A 21,443-nucleotide genomic window follows, 5' to 3' on the forward strand; every position below is an offset into this window, starting at 1 on the left:
TGATTTAAATGAGTAGCTTGATGCGGCGCGGAATGGTGCTTGGGCTGATTTTTTGCTTTATCAGTGCTGCATTTGACGTGTATGTGGCTTTTGTTACCCAAATGATAAATCCCTTGGTAGTCATTTTTTACTGCTTCAGTTTTTCAGGAGCGTTTTTTCTAAGTTTTACGCTCTTGCGAAGTAACAAAAAACTTATCTTAAAACTGTGCGAAAACATATTGTTAGTTTTTTTAGTCAATGTTGCAGTTCTATTGAACTGGGGCGGCCTATTCTACGCACTCCGTTATCTGGAACCTGCCGTTGTCGGCGTGGCCTCAGTGGCATGCGGGCCGGCGCTAACGCTCATCCTCTCTGCTCTTGATAAAAACAGGGTTAAAACCGCGTTGGCGGATACATTGATTTCCTGGCTGGTACTGATTTCCGTGGGAATCATGTTGTTCAAGTCATTCATGGGTGACAGTGGTGTGTCTTCCACCACTACCGGGCAGCGAATGCTTGGCATCGTCAGCGTTCTGGTGTGCGCGTTGGGCACCGTGATGTATACGATCGTCTCGAAAAAGCTATTCGCTCGACAGTGGGTTGTTTATGAAATTCTGGCGGTCCGAAATGTGGTGATGATCATTGCCTGTGTCGTCTTGATTCCCGCGACGGGTGTCGGTTTTGCCTTGGGCCCTGAGCTGTTCTGGCCGATGCTGACGTTAGTGGTGATTGGCCATTTGCTGCCGATTTATCTGATTCAAAAAACCATTCATTATCTCAGTGCTATCCATGTCTCGCTGTTACTGCTGACACTGCCGGTGTTTGTCCTGCTGCTTCAATATCTCGACACACGAGTGGAGTTTTCGGCAGCCAGTGTCACGGCGGTTGGCGTCATTATTTTTTTACTCTCTGGACGAGCAATCGCAAGTCTGTATCTCGAAAGGCGGGGATTGAGATGAGCAGAGTCGTGATAGTCGATGGTTTTTCATCCGGTAAGTTTGTCGCGAAAGCGTTGCGTGAGCGAGGCTGTACGTTGATCCATGTGGCGTCGTCCGCGACGCTCGATGATTATTACTACATGGGTTTCGATGCCTCGATTTATGAATGTCTGATCGTCAATAAGCAGTTGGAAGCGACGGTCGAACGCGTTGCGACGTTCGATCCCCAGTACATCATCGCTGGGGCTGAAACCGGTGTGTTGTTGTCTGATTGGCTCAACGAGCAGCTCAATCTTCCTTATCGCAACCAATTCAACCGAACTCAAGCGCGCAGGAACAAGTTTGAAATGATCCGTTGTGTCGCCGACGCTGGGCTGCCAGCCGCGCAACAGGCTATCGTTGAGTCATGGAATGCGGCCAAGGCCTGGATCCTGGGGCATGGCAGGTTTCCCGTGGTGCTGAAACCTCTGGATAGTGCAGGCGCGGATGGGGTTTATATTTGCGATGATTTGCAAGATTGTGAGGTCGCCTTCGGAAAGGTTTTGGGAACGACCAATCGACTCAATATTAGGAACGCTCAGGTCCTGATCCAGGAATATTTGGTTGGTGTGGAATATGTTGTGAATATGGTCTCCCTGGGCGCGAGGCAGATGGTCACTGAAGTGGTGAGATACCGAAAGGAGCGGCTGGACAGCGGTAGCGTCATTTACGACATTGATGAACTGGTCAGCCCTGCCGAGCCTGAGTGTGAGCTGCTGGTCGACTACACCCGCAAGGTCGTCAGAAGCCTGGGCATTGAAAATGGCCCTAGCCACGCGGAGGTTATGCTGACCGAAAAAGGTCCCAGACTTGTGGAGATCGCAGCGCGCACCGACGGAATTCTTCGTCCTGAAGTATCCGAACAGACGACAGGACTGGGGCAGATTCGCGCCACGGTTATGTCCATCGTTGAGCCGGAACAATTTGAGCGCTTGCTTGACGCCCAGGTAGGTTATGAATTGTTGCTGCACAGCTATAACGTCTGCCTAATCAATCGTTCGCCGGGTTGTTTCACCAAAGAGCTGTTTTTAAGCGAGCTTCTGAAGCTCGAGTCCTATTTTTATTCGGTGTTCTACGTTGGCAGCGGGCAGCCGATTGGCATGACCAAAGACGTATTCAGCCAACCGGGTACCATTTATTTGGTGCATGCCGACAACGCGGTCATCAAGGCGGATTATTTGAAGCTTCGAGCACTCGAGGCTGTGGGAGCCTACTTGGCGCCCTGACGTCCGGATCAACAAAACTCCCGTATGTGATCCCGGTTGTAGGAAGCAACCTCACGCCCCAGGCAACCAGCCGCCGCCCAATGCCGTCACCAAACCCACACTCGCCTGCAACTGCCGCGTCTGCACCGCCTGCAACGTGCGCTGCGCCTGCAACGCCGCCGTCTGCGCCGTCACCACATCCAGGTAACTCACAGCCCCCGCCTGGTAACTGTTCATCGCCAGTGCCTGTGTGTGTTCGGCGGCATTCGCGGCGGCTTGTTCGTCCATCGCCTCCTGCTGCAAGTCGCGCAGTTGCCCAAGGTTGTCTTCCACCTCACGCACGGCTCTTAACACCTGGCTGCGATAGTGCGCCGAAGCCTCTTCAAACTCCGCCTTGGCCTGGCGCTCATTGGCGCTCAACCGGCCGCCATCAAAGATCGGCAGATTCACCAGCGGCCCCAGCGCCCAATACCGATTGGCGGCGGAGAACAAGTTGCCCACACCTTGGGTCTGCCCGCCAATCAAGCCGGTCAAACTGAAATCCGGGTACCACGCCGCCTTGGCCACGCCGATATTCGCGTTGGCCGCAAACACCCGTCGCTCGGCTGCCGCGATATCCGGCCGGCGTTGCAGCAGGTGGCTCGGCAGTTGTTGCGGAATCCCCGGCAGCGCGATCAATTGCTGGCTCGGCGGCAGCTGGAATTCACTGGCGGATACGCCCACCAATTCACCAATCGCATGCTCGGTGAGATTGCGTTGACCGCGCACATCGTCAAGCTGCGCCTGTGCTTCAGCCAGCTGATTCTGCGCCCGGGTCAGGTCGAGCTCCGAGGCGATCTGCCCCTCGTACCGGCTGCGGGTCAGTTTCAGCGCCTGGCCAAAATCATCCAGCGAACTGCTGAGAATCCGGCTCTGGGCATCCAGCCCGTTGAGCTGCACGTACAGCGTCGCCAACTGATGCTGCAGGCTCAGGCGCGCCACCGCCAAGTCATCCCCGGAGGCTTGGGCCTGTGCATCGCCAGCCGCCACCTGGTTGCGGATTTTGCCCCACAGATCCAGATCGAAGCTCAGCGCAAACCCCGCCGTGTTGCTGTTGTACACCGAAGGCTGGGTATCACCCCGCAGTGGCCGATTGTCCGATTGCCGCTGGCGCAACGGTTGCGCGCTGGCGGTGATTTGCGGGAACAGCCCGGCATGCAGTTGGCTGGCATACGCCTGTGACGCATCGAAATGCGCCAACGCTGCGGCCAGGTCCGGGTTGGCCTTGAGCAGTTGTTCCTGCAGGTCGTTCAGGTGCGGGTCCTGATACAGCTGCCACCACTTCGGCGCCAGTTGGTCGGACGGTTGCGCGCTGTGCCACGGGCCGTCGCTGGTCTGTTCGCGGTACTTGGCCGGCAGGTCGATGGTCGGCGCCTTGTAGGTGGGCGCCAGCGAGCAACCGTGCAGTGCCACCAATACCAGGGCCGCGAGGGGTTTAAGCCTTGGGCGCATGGGCACCTCCGGCATCGGCCATTTGCACGGCGTCGCCTTCGCGCAGTGCGTCGGGTGGGTTGTCGACTACGCGGTCAGTGGGTTTCAAGCCCTGGTCAATCACCAGGCGCTCGCCGAGGTCGAGGCCGATGTGGATGTCTTGCAGGTGCACGTGGTTCTTGGCGTCCAGTACCGCGACCTGGGTACCTTCGGCGCGGAAGATTAGAGCGCTGGCCGGGATGCTCACGCCATGGGTATCCGCCGGAATCGCCAGGGTGGCTTCGGCGTAGTCGCCGGGCAGCAACTTGCCGTCCGGGTTGTCGGCCACGAACTGTGCGAGCAGGGTGCCGGAGCGGCGGTCGATGGCGGTGGAGTCGCCCATCAGCTTCGCGCTGAAGTGTTCGCCGGGGTGCTCGGGTACCGTCAGTTGGGCGGCCAGCCCGGGATGAATCACCGCGGCGTAGTTCTGCGGCACCGGCACGTAGAGGCGCAGTTGGTGGGTGTCGGCGATGTCGAACAGTTCCGGATCGCTGTCGCTGTCAGCCTTGATCAACTGGCCGATGTCGGTGTTGCGCGCGGTGATCACACCGGCGAATGGCGCGCGAATGGTCTTGTAGTCTTCCAGCGCCGAGAGCCGCGCATAGTCAGCCTCGGCGGCCTGGGCGTTGGCCTTGGCGGCCAGGGCATTCGAGGTTTTTTCATCGGCCTCCTGGCGCGATACCGAATGGCTGTCCAGCAGGTTTTTCCAGCGGGTGGCAGTGGTTTCTGCCAGTCGTGCGTTGGCCTGTTCCTGCACCATGCGGGCGTGGGTTTGCGCCACTTGCTGGTCGAGGTCGGGGCTGTCGATCTCGGCGAGAATCTGCCCGACCTTGACCTGGCTGCCGATGTCGACTTTCCAGTCTTTCAGGTAACCGCTGACCCGTGCATGAATCGGTGCCTTGCTCCAGGCTTCCAGATGCGCGGGCAGGCGCAGGGTGTCGCCGGCCGCGTTCTGTTTGGGCTGGAACACCAGCACCTGCGGCACGGCGGCGGTTTCGGTCCAGGCGGTGACGGATTTTTCATGCATCGTACGGGCGTGCAGGCCGTTGGCGACCAACAGGGCGGCCAGTGTCAGGCCGCCGACACCCATGAGCATCAGACGCTTGCGCGAGGGTTTGTGATCAGACGACATGTGAAGTTTCTCCAGCAGCAGCGCGAGTAGGGTGACGACCGTGGACCAGGCTGAAGACCACGGGTACAAACAGCAAAGTGGCAGTGGTGGCGAGGATCAGGCCGCCGATCACGGCACGTCCCAGCGGCGCGTTTTGTTCTTCGGACAAGGCCAGCGGCAACATGCCGATGATCATCGCCAGGGCGGTCATGCAGACTGGGCGGAAACGGGTGTAGCCGGCTTCCAGTGCGGCCTTGAGTGCATCGCCATGTTCGGCCAGGCGCTCTCGGCAGAAGCTCACCACCAGGATCGAGTTGGCGGTGGCCACGCCCATACAGAGGATGGCCCCCGTGAGTGCGGGCACCGACAATGACGTGCCGCTGAGGAACAGCATCCAGACGATTCCCGCGAGCGCTGCCGGCAGTGCGGTGATGATCACGAACGGGTCAGTCCAGGACTGGAAGTTGACCACGATCAGCAGGTAGATCAGCACCACCGCACCGAGCAGGCCGAAGCTCAAGCCGTTGAACGCTTCATGCAGCGCATCGATCTGCCCGTGCAGGCTGATGGTCGCGCCTTTGGGGCGCATCGGGGCCATGTCGTTCAGCACCTTTTGCACATCGCTGGCGACGCCGCCGAGGTCGCGGCCTTGCACGTTGGCGTACAGGTCCAGGGTCGGTTCGATGTTGTAGTGGGTCACCACCGCCGGGCTTTGTACCCGCGAAATGGTCGCTACGCCGCCGAGGATCTGCGACTGCCCATCGGCACCGGTCACCGGCAATGCTTCCAGGGAAGGCAAGCTGTCGAGGCGGTACTGCGGGGTTGCGGCCACGATCGAATACGACACGCCGTTGGCCGGGTTGAGCCAGAACGTTGGTGCGGTTTGCGAGCTGCCGGCCAGGGACGCAACCATGCTGTTGGTTACGTCACGCTCGGTGATGCCCAGGCCGTTGGCACGCATGCGGTCCACGTTGACTTGCAGTGACGGGTAGCCGGTGGACTGCTGGATGCGCAGGTCGGCAATGCCCGGTATGTGTTTCAGGCGACGTTCCAGTTCGATGGCGTAGGCGCGGTTTTCTTCATCGCTGCGCCCGGAGATTTTCACGTCCAGCGGGGCCGGCGAACCGAAGTTGAGGATCTGGCTGCTGATGTCTGCCGGGAGGAATGCGAACTGGCTGCCGGGGAAGCTTTCGGGCAACGCTTCACGCAGTTTTTTCACGTAGTCGGCGGTGGGCGCATGGTCCTTTTTCAGGGTGACCTGGATATCGCCGTCCTGTGGGCCGATGGTGCCACTGCTGCTGTAGGCCATGTCGATGCCGCTCAGCGGGATGCCGATGTTGTCGACGATGGTGTCCAGTTCGTCGGCCGGAACGATCTCGCGAATCCGCGCTTCGATCCGGTCAAAGGCCGCCGCGCTCTCTTCGATGCGTGTGCCCAGCGGCAAGCGCACGTGCAGGGCCATGGCCCCGGCGTCGGTGGCCGGGAAGAAGTCCTGGCCCAGGCTTGGCAGCAGCAGGAACGAGGCGAGGATGCACGCCAGGAAGCCGATGATGAAGCGCTTGCGGGCGCCGAGGGCCAGGGTCAGCAGGCCGTGGTAAACGTCCCGCACGTTGGAGAAGTGACGCTCAAAACCCTGCTGGAAATTCAGCACCGATTGCAGCACCGCGTTGCGCTGCGGTTTGTGCTGGTCGCCCTCGTGATGGTTGATGAATTCATCTTCCGGGTGATGACCTTCACCTTGCTCCGGCACGTGCGGCTTGAGCAGGAACATCGCCAGGGTCGGCACCAGGGTTCGCGACAGAATGAACGAGCTGGCCATGGCGAAAATCACCGCCAATGCCATCGGGCGGAACAGGTAGCCGGCGATGCCTTGCAGCATGAACATCGGCACAAACACGATGCAGATACACAGCAGGGACACGAACGCCGGGCCGACGATTTGCTTGGCGCCGTCGAGGATCGCGTCCTTCACCGCCTTGCCTTGTTCCAGGTGCCAGTTGATGTTCTCGATGGTCACTGTGGCGTCGTCCACCAGGATCCCTACCGCTAACGCCAGCCCGCCGAGGGTCATGACGTTGAGGGTTTGCCCGGTGGCCGCCAGCAGGGCGATGGCCGACAGCACCGCGAGGGGAATCGACGCGGCGATGATGATGGTCGAGCGCCAGCTGCCGAGGAACAGCAGGATCATCGCACTGGTCAGCAAGGCGGCGATGATGCCTTCCTGGGCCACGCTGCCCACCGACTGTTTGACGAACACCGAGGCGTCGCCGAGCAGCGAGGTCTTCAGCGACGGCGGCAGGGTTTCATTGATGCGCGGCAGCATCTGGCGGATGCCGTCGATGATCGACAGGGTGGAGATGCTGCCGTTTTTCAGGGCCGGCATCAGCACCGCACGGTGGCCGTCGACGCGCACGATGTTGGTCTGCGGCGGCGAGCCGTCACGCACGTGGGCCACCTGGCCGATGGTGATGATCGCACCGTCGACTGTCTTGATCGGCAAGTCGTTGAGCTCATCAATCGCCTTGGGGCTGTTGTTGAGCAAGATCGTGTATTCGTTGGGGCCGAGTTTGGCGGTACCCACCGGGATGATCTGGTTTTGCAGGGCCAGGGCGTTGCCTACGTCCTGCGCCGAGAGACCTTTGGCGGCCAGCGCCTGGGGGTCGAGGTCGAGGGTGATCTGGCGTTGCTTGCCGCCCATTGGCGTGGGCATGGCCAGGCCGGGCAGGGCGCTCAGGGGCAAGCGGATGTTGTTCTGCACCAGGTCGCGGATCTTCGCTTCCGACAAGCTGGGGCTGGAGAACGCCATCTGCAGAATCGGCACCGTAGAGGCGCTGTAGTTGAGGATCAGCGGCGGCGTAATGCCCGGTGGCATCTGCTTGAGCACGGTTTGTGACACCGCTGTTACCTGGGCGTTGGCGGTGCGGATATCCACGCCGGGCTGGAAGAAAATCTTCACGATGCCCATGCCGGGTAACGACTGCGATTCAATGTGCTCGATGTCGTTGACGGTGGTACTCAGGGAGCGTTCGTAGGTGTAGATCACGCGACCGGCCATGGCGTCCGGAGACAGGCCGTTGTACTGCCAAACCACCGCAACGACGGGGATGCCAATATCGGGAAATACGTCAGTGGGGGTACGCAAGGCCGCCATGGGCCCGATGATGCAGATGAAAATTGCCAGCACGATAAACGTGTAGGGCTTGAGCAGTGCGGTCTTTACCAGCCCGAGCATGCCGTAACCTCCAAAGGAGTTGGATTGCAAACGCTCGCAGTCTTGACGGACCCACCTAACACGCACCTTTCAGCCAGGTGAAGGAAGATTTAGTTAACGGCTGAAGATCCTTTCATATGTATTCATTTGTTCAACAATGGTGACAGTAACAAGCTGGATACCGATCGAACGGGAGCTGTTTCGCCTGTTCACTCTTTATCCATTTGGAGTTCTGCCATGTCTCTTAAACCCTTGTTGTTGATCCCGGCCTTGAGTGCGGTCCTGTTGTTGTCGGCGTGTGCCGGCCCGATGCCGAAGGCGGACCCGAGCGAAGCCTGGATCGGCTTGCAAGAGGAGGCACCCAACGACCTGATGGCCGAGCGGGTAGACGGTAAAAATATTAATGATGGCCGCTACTTCGAAGTGAAACCCGGCGCGCATCGCCTGGACGTCACCTTGTTTGAAGAAGAGGCGGGGGATGATAACCAGCAGGATTGTCGCGGGCATGTGACCTACGGCAACTTCAAGGCCGGCGAGCATTACACCCTGGTGGAATCCAGCCTGGGTACGACGGTGCGTGCCGAGTTGAAGGATAGCCACGGCAAGGAATTGGCGCAGACCGAAGACTTCAGTTGCATGCCTGGCTAAGGCGTCAGGCGTGGTGCCCGGCGGGTTTGTGCAGCTTGCCGGGTGCTGCGGGTTTTACGTGTGGGTGATGGTGCCGGCGGGTCACGCGCATCACGCCCCACAGCATGGCGGCGGCGACGGCCAGCCAGCCACAGATCAAAAGCAGAATCGTTGTTGTCAGGCTCATAAGTGCCTCCTTTCGCCCGGTGCCGGGCACACACTGTCTTCTCAATGGACAGTCTAGCTATCCGCAGGTTGCCTGCTATTGACCAATGGTCGTGTGCGTCCAACTTGTTTGCTCTATCGCCGGCCTTTTACTGCGCTGCAAGGCTATACCCGCGCCCCGGAGCGTCCTATGATCAGGGCCCACGTCGACCGTTGATCAAGTGAGTGAAGAAGTTGCGGTTTCCCTCGAACATTAAAACCTCCTGGTGGGTCGCCGCCTGTTTCATGGGGCTGGCGGCCTGTTCCTCGCATCCAAAACCCACGAGCATCCCGGGGCTGCCGGAGAGTGTCGAGCTCAAGGGCGTGCCGGCGTTTCGCGGTGAGACTTACCTCGGTGGCCCAGCCGCTCTTGCCAGCATGCTGTCTCAACAAGGCATTGTGATTACACCGGGGCTATTGGATAAGCCACTGCATTTGCCGGGCGCTGAAGCGGACCTTGAACGCAACATGCAGGTGCTGGCCCGTGAATACGGGATGTTGGTGTACCCGCTGGAAGATCAGCTGCCGGCGCTGCTGGCACAGGTCGCGGCCGGGTACCCGGTGATGGCGCGTATCACCCAGGGCTCGACCTTCTGGGCCGGGCCGCGGTATGTCGTGGTGGTGGGTTACAACAAGCAGAAGAGCATGGTGCTGCTGCGTTCAGGCTTGGCGCGACGCATGCCGATGGATTTCAGTGCGTTTGAGTCGGCGTGGAAAGACGGCGGCAAGTGGGCGGTACTGATTCAGCGGCCCACCCAGTTGCCGGTCAAGGTCGACGCCCAGCGCTGGCAGCAGGCTGCCAGCGCCACAGCCCAGGCGGGCCAGGAACAGGCGGCGGCCCAAGCAGTCAAGGCACTGGCCAGTCAGGCCAAATAAAAAAACGGCGCTCAAGGGCGCCGTTTTTTATGTCGCTATTTACGGATCAGCGGGACTCGGTGACCTGAACATTCGCCCGTGGGCGGTTCTTCAGGTTCTTGTCAGCCTTGTAGCGCAATGCGACGTCTGGCACCGAGCCGCTCTTGCCGGTTTCGACCCAGCTGCGGATGCGCCCGGCATCGGCAAAGTGGGTGAATTTGCCGAAGGCATCGAGGATCACCAGCGACACCGGGCGATTACCCATGCTGGTCACCAGCACCAGGCAATGGCCGGCCTGGTTGGTAAAGCCGGTCTTGGTCAGCTTGATGTCCCAGTTGGCGCGGTTGATCAGGTGGTCAGTGTTGGAGAAACCCAGGGTGTAGTTGGGTTTGCGGAACGAGACGGTCTTTTCCTTGGTGGTGCTCAACTGGCTGAGCATCGGGTACTTGCGTGCGGCGGCCAGCAGCTTGCTCAGGTCGCGGGCGGTGGACACGTTATGGATCGACAGGCCGGTAGGTTCCACATAATGGGTACTGGTCATGCCCAGTGCCTTGGCCTTGGCGTTCATCGCTGCGATGAAGGCCGGGTAGCCGCCCGGGTAGTGGTGGGCCAGGCTGGCGGCGGCGCGGTTTTCCGAGGACATCAGGGCAATCAGCAACATCTCCTTGCGCGGCATCTCGCTGCCGATCTTGACCCGGGAGAACACGCCTTTCATCTCTGGCGTGTCCTTGATGTTGATGTCGATGTATTCATCCATGTTCTGCTTGGCTTCCAGCACGATCAGGCCGGTCATCAGTTTGCTCACCGAGGCGATCGGCACGATGACATCCGGGTTGCTGGCATAGATGACTTTGTTGGTCTGCAGGTCTACCACCATCGCACTGCCGGAGGCGATGTGCAGGGTGGACATGTCGCGGGGAGCGGTGGTGGTTTCGCTTGCGCTCGCGAAGGTGCCTGTCAATGCAAAAAATAGGCTGACAATGGAAAGATGAATTTTCACGCGGATGAACTCGCTAAAAAAGTAGGGATATACCGTTCTGCACGGACTTTCTGATAAATGCCGTTACATTTTAGGAGTATGGATCAGAAACTGTCGAATGTTCTTCTGAAAACAGATGAAACCCCTTAAAAACAAAGAAAAAACTACTTTTTTTCGGCCAATAAAAAGCCCTGCGATAAGGCAGGGCTCTTTCAGAACGGCTGGTTATTAGACGTGCAGGGTTTCGGCGGCGTACAGGGTGTTTTCCAGCAGGCAGGCACGGGTCATCGGGCCGACACCACCGGGTACCGGGGTGATCCAGCCGGCACGGGGCAGGGCGGTTTCGTACACCACGTCGCCCACGAGCTTGCCATCGTCCTGGCGGTTGATGCCCACGTCGATGACGATGGCGCCTTCCTTGATCCACTCACCCTTGACCAGGCCCGGCTTGCCGGCGGCGACGACCACCAGGTCGGCGCGGCCAACGTGGCCGGCCAGGTCCTTGGTGAAGCGGTGGGTCACGGTCACGGTGCAGCCGGCCAGCAGCAGTTCCATGGCCATCGGGCGACCGACGATGTTCGAGGCGCCGACGACGACGGCATCCAGGCCATACAGATCGACGCCGGTGCTTTCCAGCAGGGTCATGATGCCCTTCGGGGTGCACGGGCGCAGCAGCGGGATACGCTGGGCCAGGCGGCCGACGTTATAAGGGTGGAAACCGTCGACGTCCTTGTCCGGGCGGATGCGTTCGAGCAATTTCGACGCGTCCAGATGCTCGGGCAATGGCAGTTGCAGCAGGATGCCGTCGATGGCCGGATCGTCGTTGAGGCTGTCGATCAGGTCGGTGAGGGCCTGTTGGGTGGTGTCTTCAGCCAAGTCGTAGGCTTTGGAAATAAAGCCGACCTCTTCACAGTCTTTACGCTTGTGCGAGACATAAACCTGAGAGGCAGGATCGCTGCCGACCAGGATCACCGCGAGGCCCGGCGTGCGCAGGCCTTGTTGGCTGCGCTCGGCGACTCGTTTGGCGATCTGCTGGCGCAGGCTGGCGGCGATTGATTTGCCGTCGATAAGTTGTGCAGTCATTACGCGTGATTAACCATCGAGAGGGGGAAGAAAAGTGCGCGCATTCTCGCATGCCATGGCGTGAGGGCAAAGGCGCTTGGTCTGCAAATTCCCCTAACCCCTTAAATAAAATGAATTTTTTATAAAAAGGATTTGACGGGTTTCGGGTCCATCTATACTATTCGTCGCACTTGTCGGGCACAGCCTAGCACTGGTTAGTTTGTAATCCTCCAAGAGTACAGATTAATAAGGCGCCCGTAGCTCAGCTGGATAGAGCATCCGCCTTCTAAGCGGATGGTCGCAGGTTCGAGTCCTGCCGGGTGCGCCATTAGGCAGCTTTGGCACAAGTAGCGCAATATGGTGGGCGTAGCTCAGTTGGTAGAGCACGGGATTGTGACTCCCGTTGTCGAGGGTTCGATCCCCTTCGTCCACCCCATATTTAAAAAGGCGCCAGATTAATAGTCTGGCGCCTTTGCTTTAAAAGCTTCAAGCGCGGATGTGGTGGAATTGGTAGACACACTGGATTTAGGTTCCAGCGCCGCAAGGTGTAAGAGTTCGAGTCTCTTCATCCGCACCAAATAAAGTTTCGTGAAGGCCTGCGGGTCGGCGCGAAGCTCAACAAATAGCCTTTTTGACGGGCTTTTTGGTCACGCAATATGGTGGGCGTAGCTCAGTTGGTAGAGCACGGGATTGTGACTCCCGTTGTCGAGGGTTCGATCCCCTTCGTCCACCCCATATTTCGAAAGGCGCCAGATTAATAGTCTGGCGCCTTTTTTGTTTCAGCGGTTTGAGTTTCAACGCAGTCGCAGGTGTTGGGCTGCAGGGCAGGGCGTTTCGTCGTATTTATGTTTCGCGATGATGCCGCACTGCCTGCCGGCCTTGTCCGCAGGGTCGGTTGTCAGGGAGATGATTGGCAACCGCTTCTATATATAGAAGGGTTGGCGCAGAGCCCTGGCATGATGGGATGTATTTGCCACCGGGGCGAGCTGCACTCGTGCATTCGCACCTATAAATTGCCTGCTGTTTTTTTACCCGTTTTCAGTAGGGTGACTTCTTGAGTTTGACCCACTAGAATGCATGCCCTTGATTCTGGGGTCGGAAACGGCCAGCTAACGTCTGTGCAACGAGGAATATCCATGCAAGTTTCTGTTGAAAATACTTCTGCTCTTGAGCGCCGCATGAGCATCACCGTGCCGGCCGAGCGCATCGAGACCCAGGTCAACAAGCGTCTGCAGCAGACTGCCCAAAAGGCCAAGATCGCTGGTTTCCGTCCAGGCAAAGTGCCAATGAGCGAAATCAAGCGCCGCTTCGGTGCTGATGCACGTCAGGAAGCTGTAGGTGACGTGATCCAGGCTTCCTTCTACGAAGCCGTTGTCGAGCAGAAGCTGAACCCGGCTGGCTCGCCTTCCATCGAGCCCAAGTCCCTGGAAGCAGGCAAGGATCTGGAATACGTTGCAATCTTCGAAGTGTTCCCTGAGTTCGAAGTTGCCGGTTTCGATTCGATCGCCATCGAGCGCCTGAGCGCTGATGTTGCTGACTCCGACCTGGACAACATGCTGGAAATTCTGCGCAAGCAGAACACCCGTTTTGAAGTGGCCGATCGTGCTGCCCAGAACGAAGACCAGCTGAACATCGATTTCGTAGGCAAGGTTGACGGCGAAGCATTCGCTGGCGGCTCCGCCAAGGGTACTCAGCTGGTGCTGGGTTCCAACCGCATGATTCCTGGTTTCGAAGACGGCCTGGTTGGCGCCAAAGCTGGCGAAGAGCGCGTTCTGAACCTGACTTTCCCGGCTGACTATCAGAACCTGGACCTGGCTGGCAAAACCGCCGAGTTCACCGTGACCGTCAACACCGTTTCCGAGCCCAAGCTGCCAGAACTGAACGAAGAGTTCTTCAACCAGTTCGGCATCAAGGAAACCGGCATCGAAGGTTTCCGCACCGAAGTTCGCAAGAACATGGAGCGTGAACTGCGCCAGGCGATCAAATCCAAGGTCAAGAACCAGGTGATGGACGGTCTGCTGGCTGCCAACCCGATCGAAGTGCCGAAGGCCCTGCTGTCCAACGAAGTTGATCGTCTGCGCGTGCAGGCTGTTCAGCAGTTCGGCGGCAACATCAAGCCTGACCAACTGCCGGCCGAACTGTTCGAAGAGCAGGCCAAGCGCCGCGTTGTACTGGGTCTGATCGTGGCTGAAGTGGTCAAGCAATTCGACCTCAAGCCTGACGAAACCCGCGTTCGCGAAATGATCCAGGAAATGGCTTCGGCCTACCAGGAGCCTGAGGCTGTTGTGTCCTGGTACTACAAGAACGACCAGCAGCTGAACGAAGTGCGTTCGGTTGTGCTGGAAGAGCAAGTTGTGGATACTGTTCTGCAGAAGGCTAAGGTGACCGATAAAGCGGTCTCTTACGAAGAAGCAGTCAAGCCGGCTGAAGCAGCACAAGCCGACTGATCGCTCAACTCGTTTGAAAATACACCCATAAGCCAGCCTCGCGCTGGCTTATGCGTATTCAAGACATGACTATTTGGGAGTAACTGCAGAGCATGTTCCGTAATTCGTATATTCAGCAGAACTCTGATATCCAGGCCGCTGGCGGCCTGGTCCCGATGGTTGTCGAGCAATCTGCTCGTGGCGAACGCGCCTATGACATCTACTCGCGCCTGCTCAAGGAGCGAGTGATCTTTCTGGTTGGTCCGGTAGAGGACTACATGGCCAACCTGATTTGTGCGCAGCTGCTGTTCCTTGAAGCGGAAAATCCGGACAAGGACATCCATCTCTACATCAACTCCCCGGGCGGTTCGGTGACAGCGGGCATGTCGATCTACGACACCATGCAGTTCATCAAGCCGAACGTATCGACCACCTGTATCGGTCAGGCGTGCAGCATGGGTGCTTTCCTGCTGACCGCTGGTGCTGAGGGCAAGCGTTACTGCCTGCCGAACTCACGCGTGATGATTCACCAGCCACTGGGCGGTTTCCAGGGCCAGGCATCGGACATCGAAATCCATGCCAAGGAAATCCTCTTCATTCGTGAGCGTCTCAACACGCTGATGGCCAAACATAGCGGGCATACCCTGGAAGAGATCGAGCGCGACACCAACCGTGACAATTTCATGAGCGCCGAAGCGGCTCGTGAATACGGGTTGATCGACGCAGTGATCGAAAAGCGCCCCGCTTAATATAAGCAGCTCAAAATAGGGCAGGTCGGCAGGTCCGACCACCAGTGGACTTGAAAAAGCCCTCAATAGCCTTCATCTTGTGTTGCAAGCCTATCGGATTTGGATCGAACGAATGACTGACACCCGCAACGGCGAGGACAACGGCAAGCTGCTCTATTGCTCCTTCTGTGGCAAAAGCCAGCATGAAGTACGCAAGTTGATTGCCGGCCCCTCGGTCTTTATCTGCGACGAGTGCGTCGACCTGTGCAATGACATCATCCGTGAGGAGGTGCAGGAAGCCCAGGCCGAAAGCAGCGCGCATAAATTGCCTTCGCCTAAAGAAATCAGCGGCATCCTTGATCAGTATGTGATTGGTCAAGAGCGTGCAAAGAAGGTTCTGGCCGTAGCGGTGTACAACCACTACAAGCGTCTGAACCAGCGTGACAAGAAAAGTGACGACGTCGAGCTCGGCAAAAGCAACATCTTGCTGATCGGCCCTACAGGCTCGGGTAAAACCCTGCTTGCAGAGACCCTGGCTCGCCTGCTGAACGTTCCCTTCACCATCGCCGACGCAACCACTCTTACCGAGGCCGGTTACGTAGGTGAAGACGTCGAGAACATCATTCAGAAGCTGCTGCAGAAATGCGACTACGACGTGGAGAAGGCCCAGATGGGCATTGTCTACATCGATGAAATCGACAAGATTTCGCGCAAATCCGACAACCCGTCGATCACCCGGGACGTTTCCGGTGAAGGCGTGCAGCAAGCGCTGTTGAAACTGATCGAAGGCACGGTTGCTTCCGTACCGCCACAAGGCGGCCGCAAGCACCCGCAGCAGGAATTCCTTCAGGTTGATACGCGCAACATCCTGTTCATCTGTGGCGGTGCGTTCTCCGGCCTGGAAAAGGTTATTCAAAACCGTTCCACCCGTGGCGGCATTGGCTTCAGTGCAGAAGTACGCAGCAAGGAAGAAGGCAAGAAAGTCGGTGAATCCCTGCGTGAAGTCGAGCCTGACGATTTGGTCAAGTTCGGTCTGATCCCGGAATTCGTTGGCCGTCTGCCGGTCCTGGCGACGCTGGACGAGCTGGATGAGGCTGCGTTGATGCAGATCCTCACCGAGCCGAAAAACGCCCTGACCAAGCAATACGCCAAGCTGTTCGAGATGGAAGGTGTGGACCTCGAGTTCCGTGCTGACGCGCTCAAATCGGTGGCCAAGCGGGCACTGGAGCGCAAGACCGGCGCCCGTGGTTTGCGCTCGATCCTCGAAGGCGTACTGCTCGACACCATGTACGAAATCCCCTCGCAGTCCGAGGTGAGTAAAGTGGTGATCGACGAAAGCGTTATAGAAGGCAAGTCCAAGCCACTGTATATCTACGAAAACAGTGAGCCGGCTGCCAAGGCTGCGCCAGACGCGTAAGCGTTGCACTGCCGAGCTGTACAAAATAAAGGGGCCTTAAGGGGCCCCTTTGTTTTTACTGCGTTTAACTGATGCCATTACGCTTGTTTTTTTTGCAGGCAGCCCCCATCTTGGTTTCAAGCTTACTTTCATCTGTCATAGAGGCGAAATCATGAAGACAACCATCGAATTGCCTCTCCTGCCGTTGCGTGATGTCGTCGTCTATCCGCACATGGTTATCCCGCTGTTCGTGGGGCGCGAGAAGTCTATCGAAGCCCTCGAGGCCGCGATGACGGGCGACAAGCAGATCCTGCTGCTGGCCCAGAGAAATCCTGCTGACGATGATCCGGGCGAAGATGCCCTGTATCGCGTTGGTACCGTTGCAACTGTCCTGCAACTGCTCAAGCTGCCTGATGGCACCGTCAAGGTGCTGGTGGAAGGCGAGCAGCGCGGTGCGGTCGAGCGCTTCATGGAAGTGGACGGCCACCTGCGTGCCGAAGTGGCGCTGATCGACGAAGTCGACGCCCCTGAGCGCGAATCCGAAGTGTTCGTTCGCAGCCTGCTGTCCCAGTTCGAGCAATACGTGCAACTGGGCAAGAAAGTCCCCGCAGAAGTCCTCTCCTCCCTCAACAGCATTGATGAGCCAAGCCGCCTGGTCGACACCATGGCCGCGCACATGGCGCTGAAAATCGAGCAGAAGCAGGACATTCTCGAGATCATCGATTTGTCGGCCCGGGTCGAACACGTCCTGGCGCTGCTGGATGCCGAAATCGACCTGCTGCAGGTTGAGAAGCGCATTCGCGGCCGTGTCAAAAAGCAAATGGAGCGCAGCCAGCGCGAGTACTACCTGAATGAGCAGATGAAGGCCATTCAGAAAGAGCTGGGCGACAGCGAGGAAGGCCACAACGAAATCGAGGAGCTGAAAAAGCGCATCGATGCCGCCGGCCTGCCGAAAGACGCGTTGACCAAGGCCACTGCCGAGCTGAACAAGCTCAAGCAAATGTCGCCGATGTCGGCCGAAGCCACCGTGGTTCGTTCGTATATCGACTGGCTGGTGCAGGTGCCGTGGAAGGCCCAGACCAAAGTGCGCCTGGACCTGGCCCGCGCCGAAGATATTCTCGACGCCGATCACTACGGCCTCGAAGAAGTCAAGGAACGCATTCTCGAATACCTCGCCGTGCAAAAGCGCGTGAAGAAGATTCGTGGCCCGGTGTTGTGCCTGGTCGGTCCTCCTGGTGTGGGTAAAACCTCGCTGGCGGAGTCGATTGCCCACGCCACCAACCGCAAATTCGTGCGCATGGCCCTGGGCGGTGTGCGTGATGAAGCGGAAATCCGTGGTCATCGCCGGACTTACATCGGTTCGATGCCAGGAAGATTGATTCAAAAGATGACAAAGGTGGGTGTGCGCAACCCGCTGTTCCTGCTCGATGAAATCGACAAGATGGGCAGCGACATGCGTGGCGACCCGGCGTCTGCTTTGCTGGAAGTGCTCGACCCCGAGCAGAACCACAATTTCAACGACCATTACCTGGAAGTCGACTACGACCTGTCCGACGTAATGTTCCTGTGCACCTCCAACTCGATGAATATTCCGCCAGCCTTGCTGGACCGGATGGAGGTGATTCGTCTGCCGGGTTACACCGAAGACGAGAAGATCAACATCGCCGTCAAATACCTCTCGCCCAAGCAGATTGCGGCCAACGGCCTGAAAAAAGGCGAGATCGAATTTGATGCCGACGCGATCCGCGACATCATTCGTTTCTACACCCGCGAGGCCGGTGTACGGGGCCTTGAGCGTCAACTGGCGAAGATCTGCCGCAAGGCCGTGAAGGAACATGCGCTGGAAAAACGCTTCTCGGTGAAGGTCACCGCTGACCTGCTGGAACACTTCCTGGGCGTGCGCAAATTCCGCTACGGCCTGGCTGAGCAGCAGGACCAGGTAGGCCAGGTCACTGGCCTGGCGTGGACCCAGGTGGGCGGCGAATTGCTGACCATCGAGGCCGCCGTAATCCCGGGCAAAGGGCAACTGATCAAGACCGGTTCCCTGGGTGACGTGATGGTTGAATCCATCACCGCCGCGCAGACCGTGGTGCGCAGCCGCGCCAAGAGCCTGGGGATCCCCCTGGACTTCCACGAGAAGCACGACACCCACATCCACATGCCGGAAGGGGCAACGCCGAAAGACGGTCCTAGCGCAGGCGTAGGCATGTGCACGGCACTGGTATCAGCCCTGACCGGCATTCCGGTGCGCGCCGATGTCGCCATGACCGGGGAAATCACCCTGCGTGGCCAGGTACTGGCCATTGGTGGCCTCAAAGAGAAATTGCTGGCTGCACACCGCGGTGGTATCAAGACTGTGATCATTCCTGAAGAGAATGTTCGCGACTTGAAGGAGATTCCTGACAACATCAAGCAGGATCTGCAGATTAAACCGGTTAAATGGATTGACGAGGTCCTGCAAATTGCGCTGCAATACGCGCCGGAGCCCTTGCCGGATGTGGCTCCGGAGATAGTTGCAAAGGATGAAAAACGCGAGACTGACTCTAAGGAAAGAATTAGCACGCATTAATACGTTTAAGCCTGGGGGCTTCCTTGACAGCTTTTTAGAGCCCTTGTTATAAAGCGGCTCTTAAGTGTCTGTAGGCCATTCAGCACTGGTTTTTGCTTTCACCAAAAAACTTAGAATCATACTCAATAGATATAAGGGGACTTAGAGTGAACAAGTCGGAACTGATTGATGCTATCGCTGCATCTGCTGATATCCCGAAAGCCGCTGCTGGCCGTGCGCTGGACGCAGTAATCGAATCCGTCACTGGCGCTCTCAAGGCCGGCGACTCTGTGGTACTGGTTGGTTTCGGTACTTTCTCTGTGACCGATCGTCCAGCTCGCACTGGCCGTAACCCACAGACTGGCAAGGCTCTGCAAATCGCCGCTGCCAAAAAACCAGGTTTCAAAGCCGGTAAAGCCCTGAAAGAAGCCGTTAACTAAGCTTCGCTCAAGCCTTACCCATCCGGGTCGGACGCAGGTCTGACCTGGCAGCGGAGCGGCAGCTGACCCGAGTATCCATCGGGTCGCCACGCCGGGGGTGTGGGTTCAAACCCCCGTCCGCTCCGCCAGTTACGAGAAGGCGCATCCTCGGATGCGCCTTTCTTCTATCCGGACTCTACCCACGCTCCACGGTTGCCTAATTTTGAAGTTCAACCGTTTCTGGGGGACGCATGCTGCAGAATATCAGGGACAATTCACAAGGCTGGATTGCCAAGACCATTATCGGGATCATCGTCGCATTGATGGCGTTCACCGGTATCGAGGCTATTTTTCAGGCTTCGACCAACAACAAGCAGGACGTGGCCAAGGTCAACGGTGAAGAAATCACCCAAAGCGAACTGGGCCAGGCCGTCGACATGCAACGTCGCCAGCTGATGCAACAGCTGGGCAAGGACTTCGATGCTTCCTTGCTGGACGAAAAGCTGCTGCGCGACGCCGCCCTCAAGGGCCTGATCGATCGCAAGCTGCTGCTGCAAGGCGCGGCCGATTCGAAATTCGCTTTCTCCGAAGCTGCGCTGGATCAAGTGATCCTGCAGACGCCGGAATTCCAGGTGGATGGCCAGTTCAACGCTGAGCGTTTCGACCAGGTGATCCGTCAGCTGGGCTACAGCCGTATGCAATTCCGTCAGATGCTGAGCCAGGAAATGCTGATCGGCCAGGTTCGTGCAGGCATTGCCGGCAGCGGTTTTGTGACTGATGCCGAAGTGCTCGCGTTCGCCCGTCTGGAAAAACAGACCCGCGATTTCGCCACCGTCAGCGTCAAGGCCGACCCTGCAGCAGTGAAGATCACTGACGACGAGGTCAAGGCTTACTACGACCAGCACGCCAAGGAGTTCATGACCCCGGACCAGGTGGTCATCGACTATCTGGAGCTGAAGAAGGCTTCCTTCTTCGACCAGGTCGCGGTCAAGGACGATGAGCTGCAAGCCCTCTATCAGAAAGAAACCGCCAACCTCGCTGAACAGCGTCGCGCGGCGCACATCCTGATTGAAGTCAACGACAAGACCACTGACGAGCAGGCCAAGGCCAAGATCGAAGAAATCCAGGCGCGCCTGGCCAAGGGCGAGAAATTCGAAGCCCTGGCCAAGGAGTTCTCCCAGGATCCGGGTTCTGCGAACAACGGCGGTGACCTCGGTTTCGCTGGCCCTGGCGTCTACGACCCTGCCTTCGAAACAGCGCTGTATGCACTGAACAAGGACCAGGTCTCGGCACCGGTGCGTTCCAGCTTCGGCTGGCACCTGATCAAGCTGTTGGGCGTTGAAGCACCTGAAGTGCCATCGTTCGCCAGCCTGAAAGACAAGCTGACCCGCGAGCTCAAGACCCAACAGGTTGAACAGCGTTTCGTCGATGCGACCAAGCAACTGGAAGACGCTGCATTCGAAGCTTCCGACCTGGCCCAGCCGGCGTCGGACCTGAAGCTGACCGTGCACACCTCCGCGCCGTTTGGCCGTGAAGGTGGCGAAGGCATCGCTGCCAACCGTGCCGTGGTGACCGCTGCATTCAGCCCTGAAGTACTGGATGAGGGTGCCAACAGCACCGCCATCGAGCTGGACCCGGAAACCATCGTGGTACTGCGTGCCAAAGAGCACCTGAAGCCTACCCAGCTGCCGCTGGAAAGCGTTGCCACTGCCATCCGTGCCCAGTTGACCAAGGAGCGCGCGAGCGCTGCGGCGAAGACTCACGCGGACGAGCTGATTGCCAACCTGCGTGATGGCAAGACCCCGCTGAACCAGCCGGTGGATGGCCAGGCCTGGAAAGTCACCGAAGCGGCCACCCGGGGCCAGGAAGGCGTCGAGCCAGCCGTGCTGCAAGCCCTGTTCCGCATGCCAAAGCCTGCGGCCAAGGACAAGCCGACCTTCACCAGCGTGACACTGCCAGACGGTAGCCTGGTGATCGTGCGCTTGAACGCGGTCAATGAAGCCGCTGCACCGACCGATGACGAGAAGGCTCAGTACCGCCGCTTCCTCGCGTCCCGTGTCGGCCAGCAAGACTTCGCCGCCTATCGCAAGCAGTTGGAAACCAAGGCTGAGATCAAGAAGTTCTGATCTCGTAACAGCCTGAATAAAAAGACCCCGGCCTGAAGAGGCCGGGGTCTTTTTTTATCCACTAATCAGCTGACTCAACCA

General features: G+C 58.3%; 16 protein-coding genes and 4 tRNA genes. 14 read left to right on the forward strand and 6 right to left on the reverse strand.

What is annotated here, in order from left to right; translation table 11 throughout:
• Positions 1-8 precede the first annotated feature (8 nt).
• Complete coding sequence (locus HX817_RS25635) at positions 9-938, forward strand: DMT family transporter (protein ID WP_087693201.1); 930 nt, start codon at positions 9-11, stop codon at positions 936-938.
• Positions 935-2,182 (forward strand): ATP-grasp domain-containing protein, encoded by a 1,248-nt coding sequence (locus HX817_RS25640; RefSeq protein ID WP_087693202.1) that lies wholly within the window; start codon positions 935-937, stop codon positions 2,180-2,182. Before HX817_RS25635 ends, HX817_RS25640 begins: the two co-directional genes overlap by 4 nt.
• Before the next feature lie 51 nt (positions 2,183-2,233).
• On the opposite strand, the gene HX817_RS25645 is transcribed toward HX817_RS25640, so the two are convergent.
• The 3 genes from HX817_RS25645 to HX817_RS25655 are packed head-to-tail and all read right to left on the reverse strand — an operon-like array spanning position 2,234 to position 8,013.
• Entirely contained in the window at positions 2,234-3,652 is a 1,419-nt protein-coding gene (locus HX817_RS25645) for an efflux transporter outer membrane subunit (protein WP_177041578.1), read from the reverse strand.
• Positions 3,636-4,802 (reverse strand): efflux RND transporter periplasmic adaptor subunit, encoded by a 1,167-nt coding sequence (locus HX817_RS25650; protein WP_177041581.1) that lies wholly within the window; start codon positions 4,800-4,802, stop codon positions 3,636-3,638. The genes HX817_RS25645 and HX817_RS25650 overlap by 17 nt, the downstream gene beginning before the upstream one ends.
• Positions 4,792-8,013 carry an efflux RND transporter permease subunit gene (locus HX817_RS25655; RefSeq protein ID WP_087693205.1) on the reverse strand — a complete coding sequence of 1,074 codons (3,222 nt, stop codon included), beginning with the start codon at positions 8,011-8,013 and terminating at the stop codon, positions 4,792-4,794. The genes HX817_RS25650 and HX817_RS25655 overlap by 11 nt, the downstream gene beginning before the upstream one ends.
• A gap of 216 nt (positions 8,014-8,229) precedes the next feature.
• On the opposite strand from HX817_RS25655, the gene HX817_RS25660 reads away from it, so the two are divergent.
• A complete protein-coding gene (locus tag HX817_RS25660; RefSeq protein WP_003207845.1) occupies positions 8,230-8,640 on the forward strand; it encodes a hypothetical protein in 411 nt (136 codons plus the stop codon).
• Positions 8,641-8,644: 4 nt separating this feature from the next.
• On the opposite strand, the gene HX817_RS25665 is transcribed toward HX817_RS25660, so the two are convergent.
• Positions 8,645-8,806 (reverse strand): hypothetical protein, encoded by a 162-nt coding sequence (locus HX817_RS25665; RefSeq protein WP_003207847.1) that lies wholly within the window; start codon positions 8,804-8,806, stop codon positions 8,645-8,647.
• A gap of 263 nt (positions 8,807-9,069) precedes the next feature.
• On the opposite strand from HX817_RS25665, the gene HX817_RS25670 reads away from it, so the two are divergent.
• The gene (locus tag HX817_RS25670; protein ID WP_050550299.1) at positions 9,070-9,699 is read left to right on the forward strand and encodes a peptidase C39 family protein; all 630 of its coding nucleotides are present in this window, start codon (positions 9,070-9,072) and stop codon (positions 9,697-9,699) included.
• A gap of 46 nt (positions 9,700-9,745) precedes the next feature.
• Here the strand turns inward: HX817_RS25670 and pbpG are convergent, their stop codons facing one another.
• Together pbpG and folD are read right to left on the reverse strand one after the other, a co-directional pair.
• Positions 9,746-10,678: a D-alanyl-D-alanine endopeptidase gene (pbpG, locus tag HX817_RS25675; RefSeq protein ID WP_003207851.1), complete on the reverse strand. Its 933-nt coding sequence runs from the start codon at positions 10,676-10,678 to the stop codon at positions 9,746-9,748.
• 207 nt (positions 10,679-10,885) lie between these two features.
• Positions 10,886-11,740 (reverse strand): bifunctional methylenetetrahydrofolate dehydrogenase/methenyltetrahydrofolate cyclohydrolase FolD, encoded by an 855-nt coding sequence (gene folD / locus HX817_RS25680; RefSeq protein ID WP_003207853.1) that lies wholly within the window; start codon positions 11,738-11,740, stop codon positions 10,886-10,888.
• A gap of 230 nt (positions 11,741-11,970) precedes the next feature.
• Between folD and HX817_RS25685 the strand changes: the two genes are divergently transcribed.
• From HX817_RS25685 to HX817_RS25730, 10 genes are all read left to right on the forward strand, one after another.
• Positions 11,971-12,047, forward strand: a tRNA-Arg gene (locus HX817_RS25685).
• A 32-nt stretch (positions 12,048-12,079) separates the two neighbouring features.
• Positions 12,080-12,155, forward strand: a tRNA-His gene (locus HX817_RS25690).
• Between the two features lie 56 nt (positions 12,156-12,211).
• Positions 12,212-12,296 (forward strand) — tRNA-Leu (locus tag HX817_RS25695).
• Positions 12,297-12,378: 82 nt separating this feature from the next.
• Positions 12,379-12,454: transfer RNA gene (locus HX817_RS25700), tRNA-His, on the forward strand.
• A 401-nt stretch (positions 12,455-12,855) separates the two neighbouring features.
• Positions 12,856-14,166: a trigger factor gene (gene tig / locus HX817_RS25705; protein ID WP_003207855.1), complete on the forward strand. Its 1,311-nt coding sequence runs from the start codon at positions 12,856-12,858 to the stop codon at positions 14,164-14,166.
• A 92-nt stretch (positions 14,167-14,258) separates the two neighbouring features.
• Positions 14,259-14,894: an ATP-dependent Clp endopeptidase proteolytic subunit ClpP gene (gene clpP / locus HX817_RS25710; protein ID WP_003174822.1), complete on the forward strand. Its 636-nt coding sequence runs from the start codon at positions 14,259-14,261 to the stop codon at positions 14,892-14,894.
• Positions 14,895-15,006: 112 nt separating this feature from the next.
• Positions 15,007-16,290 (forward strand): ATP-dependent Clp protease ATP-binding subunit ClpX, encoded by a 1,284-nt coding sequence (clpX, locus tag HX817_RS25715; RefSeq protein WP_003207856.1) that lies wholly within the window; start codon positions 15,007-15,009, stop codon positions 16,288-16,290.
• A gap of 151 nt (positions 16,291-16,441) precedes the next feature.
• Positions 16,442-18,838 carry an endopeptidase La gene (gene lon / locus HX817_RS25720; RefSeq protein WP_003207858.1) on the forward strand — a complete coding sequence of 799 codons (2,397 nt, stop codon included), beginning with the start codon at positions 16,442-16,444 and terminating at the stop codon, positions 18,836-18,838.
• 146 nt (positions 18,839-18,984) lie between these two features.
• Complete coding sequence (locus tag HX817_RS25725) at positions 18,985-19,257, forward strand: HU family DNA-binding protein (protein ID WP_003174819.1); 273 nt, start codon at positions 18,985-18,987, stop codon at positions 19,255-19,257.
• 230 nt (positions 19,258-19,487) lie between these two features.
• Positions 19,488-21,362 (forward strand): SurA N-terminal domain-containing protein, encoded by a 1,875-nt coding sequence (locus HX817_RS25730; RefSeq protein ID WP_003207860.1) that lies wholly within the window; start codon positions 19,488-19,490, stop codon positions 21,360-21,362.
• Positions 21,363-21,443 lie beyond the last annotated feature (81 nt).

The sequence above is a fragment of the Pseudomonas sp. C6002 genome, from assembly GCF_013385805.1.
GTDB lineage: Bacteria > Pseudomonadota > Gammaproteobacteria > Pseudomonadales > Pseudomonadaceae > Aquipseudomonas.

Coding starts and splice junctions, on each gene's coding strand:
- HX817_RS25635 (WP_087693201.1), top strand. CDS start 9: ATGAGTAGCTTGATGCGGCGCGGAATGGTGCTTGGGCTGATTTTTTGC.
- HX817_RS25640 (WP_087693202.1), top strand. CDS start 935: ATGAGCAGAGTCGTGATAGTCGATGGTTTTTCATCCGGTAAGTTTGTC.
- HX817_RS25645 (WP_177041578.1), bottom strand. CDS start 3,652: ATGCGCCCAAGGCTTAAACCCCTCGCGGCCCTGGTATTGGTGGCACTG.
- HX817_RS25650 (WP_177041581.1), bottom strand. CDS start 4,802: ATGTCGTCTGATCACAAACCCTCGCGCAAGCGTCTGATGCTCATGGGT.
- HX817_RS25655 (WP_087693205.1), bottom strand. CDS start 8,013: ATGCTCGGGCTGGTAAAGACCGCACTGCTCAAGCCCTACACGTTTATC.
- HX817_RS25660 (WP_003207845.1), top strand. CDS start 8,230: ATGTCTCTTAAACCCTTGTTGTTGATCCCGGCCTTGAGTGCGGTCCTG.
- HX817_RS25665 (WP_003207847.1), bottom strand. CDS start 8,806: ATGAGCCTGACAACAACGATTCTGCTTTTGATCTGTGGCTGGCTGGCC.
- HX817_RS25670 (WP_050550299.1), top strand. CDS start 9,070: ATGGGGCTGGCGGCCTGTTCCTCGCATCCAAAACCCACGAGCATCCCG.
- folD (WP_003207853.1), bottom strand. CDS start 11,740: ATGACTGCACAACTTATCGACGGCAAATCAATCGCCGCCAGCCTGCGC.
- tig (WP_003207855.1), top strand. CDS start 12,856: ATGCAAGTTTCTGTTGAAAATACTTCTGCTCTTGAGCGCCGCATGAGC.
- clpP (WP_003174822.1), top strand. CDS start 14,259: ATGTTCCGTAATTCGTATATTCAGCAGAACTCTGATATCCAGGCCGCT.
- clpX (WP_003207856.1), top strand. CDS start 15,007: ATGACTGACACCCGCAACGGCGAGGACAACGGCAAGCTGCTCTATTGC.
- lon (WP_003207858.1), top strand. CDS start 16,442: ATGAAGACAACCATCGAATTGCCTCTCCTGCCGTTGCGTGATGTCGTC.
- HX817_RS25730 (WP_003207860.1), top strand. CDS start 19,488: ATGCTGCAGAATATCAGGGACAATTCACAAGGCTGGATTGCCAAGACC.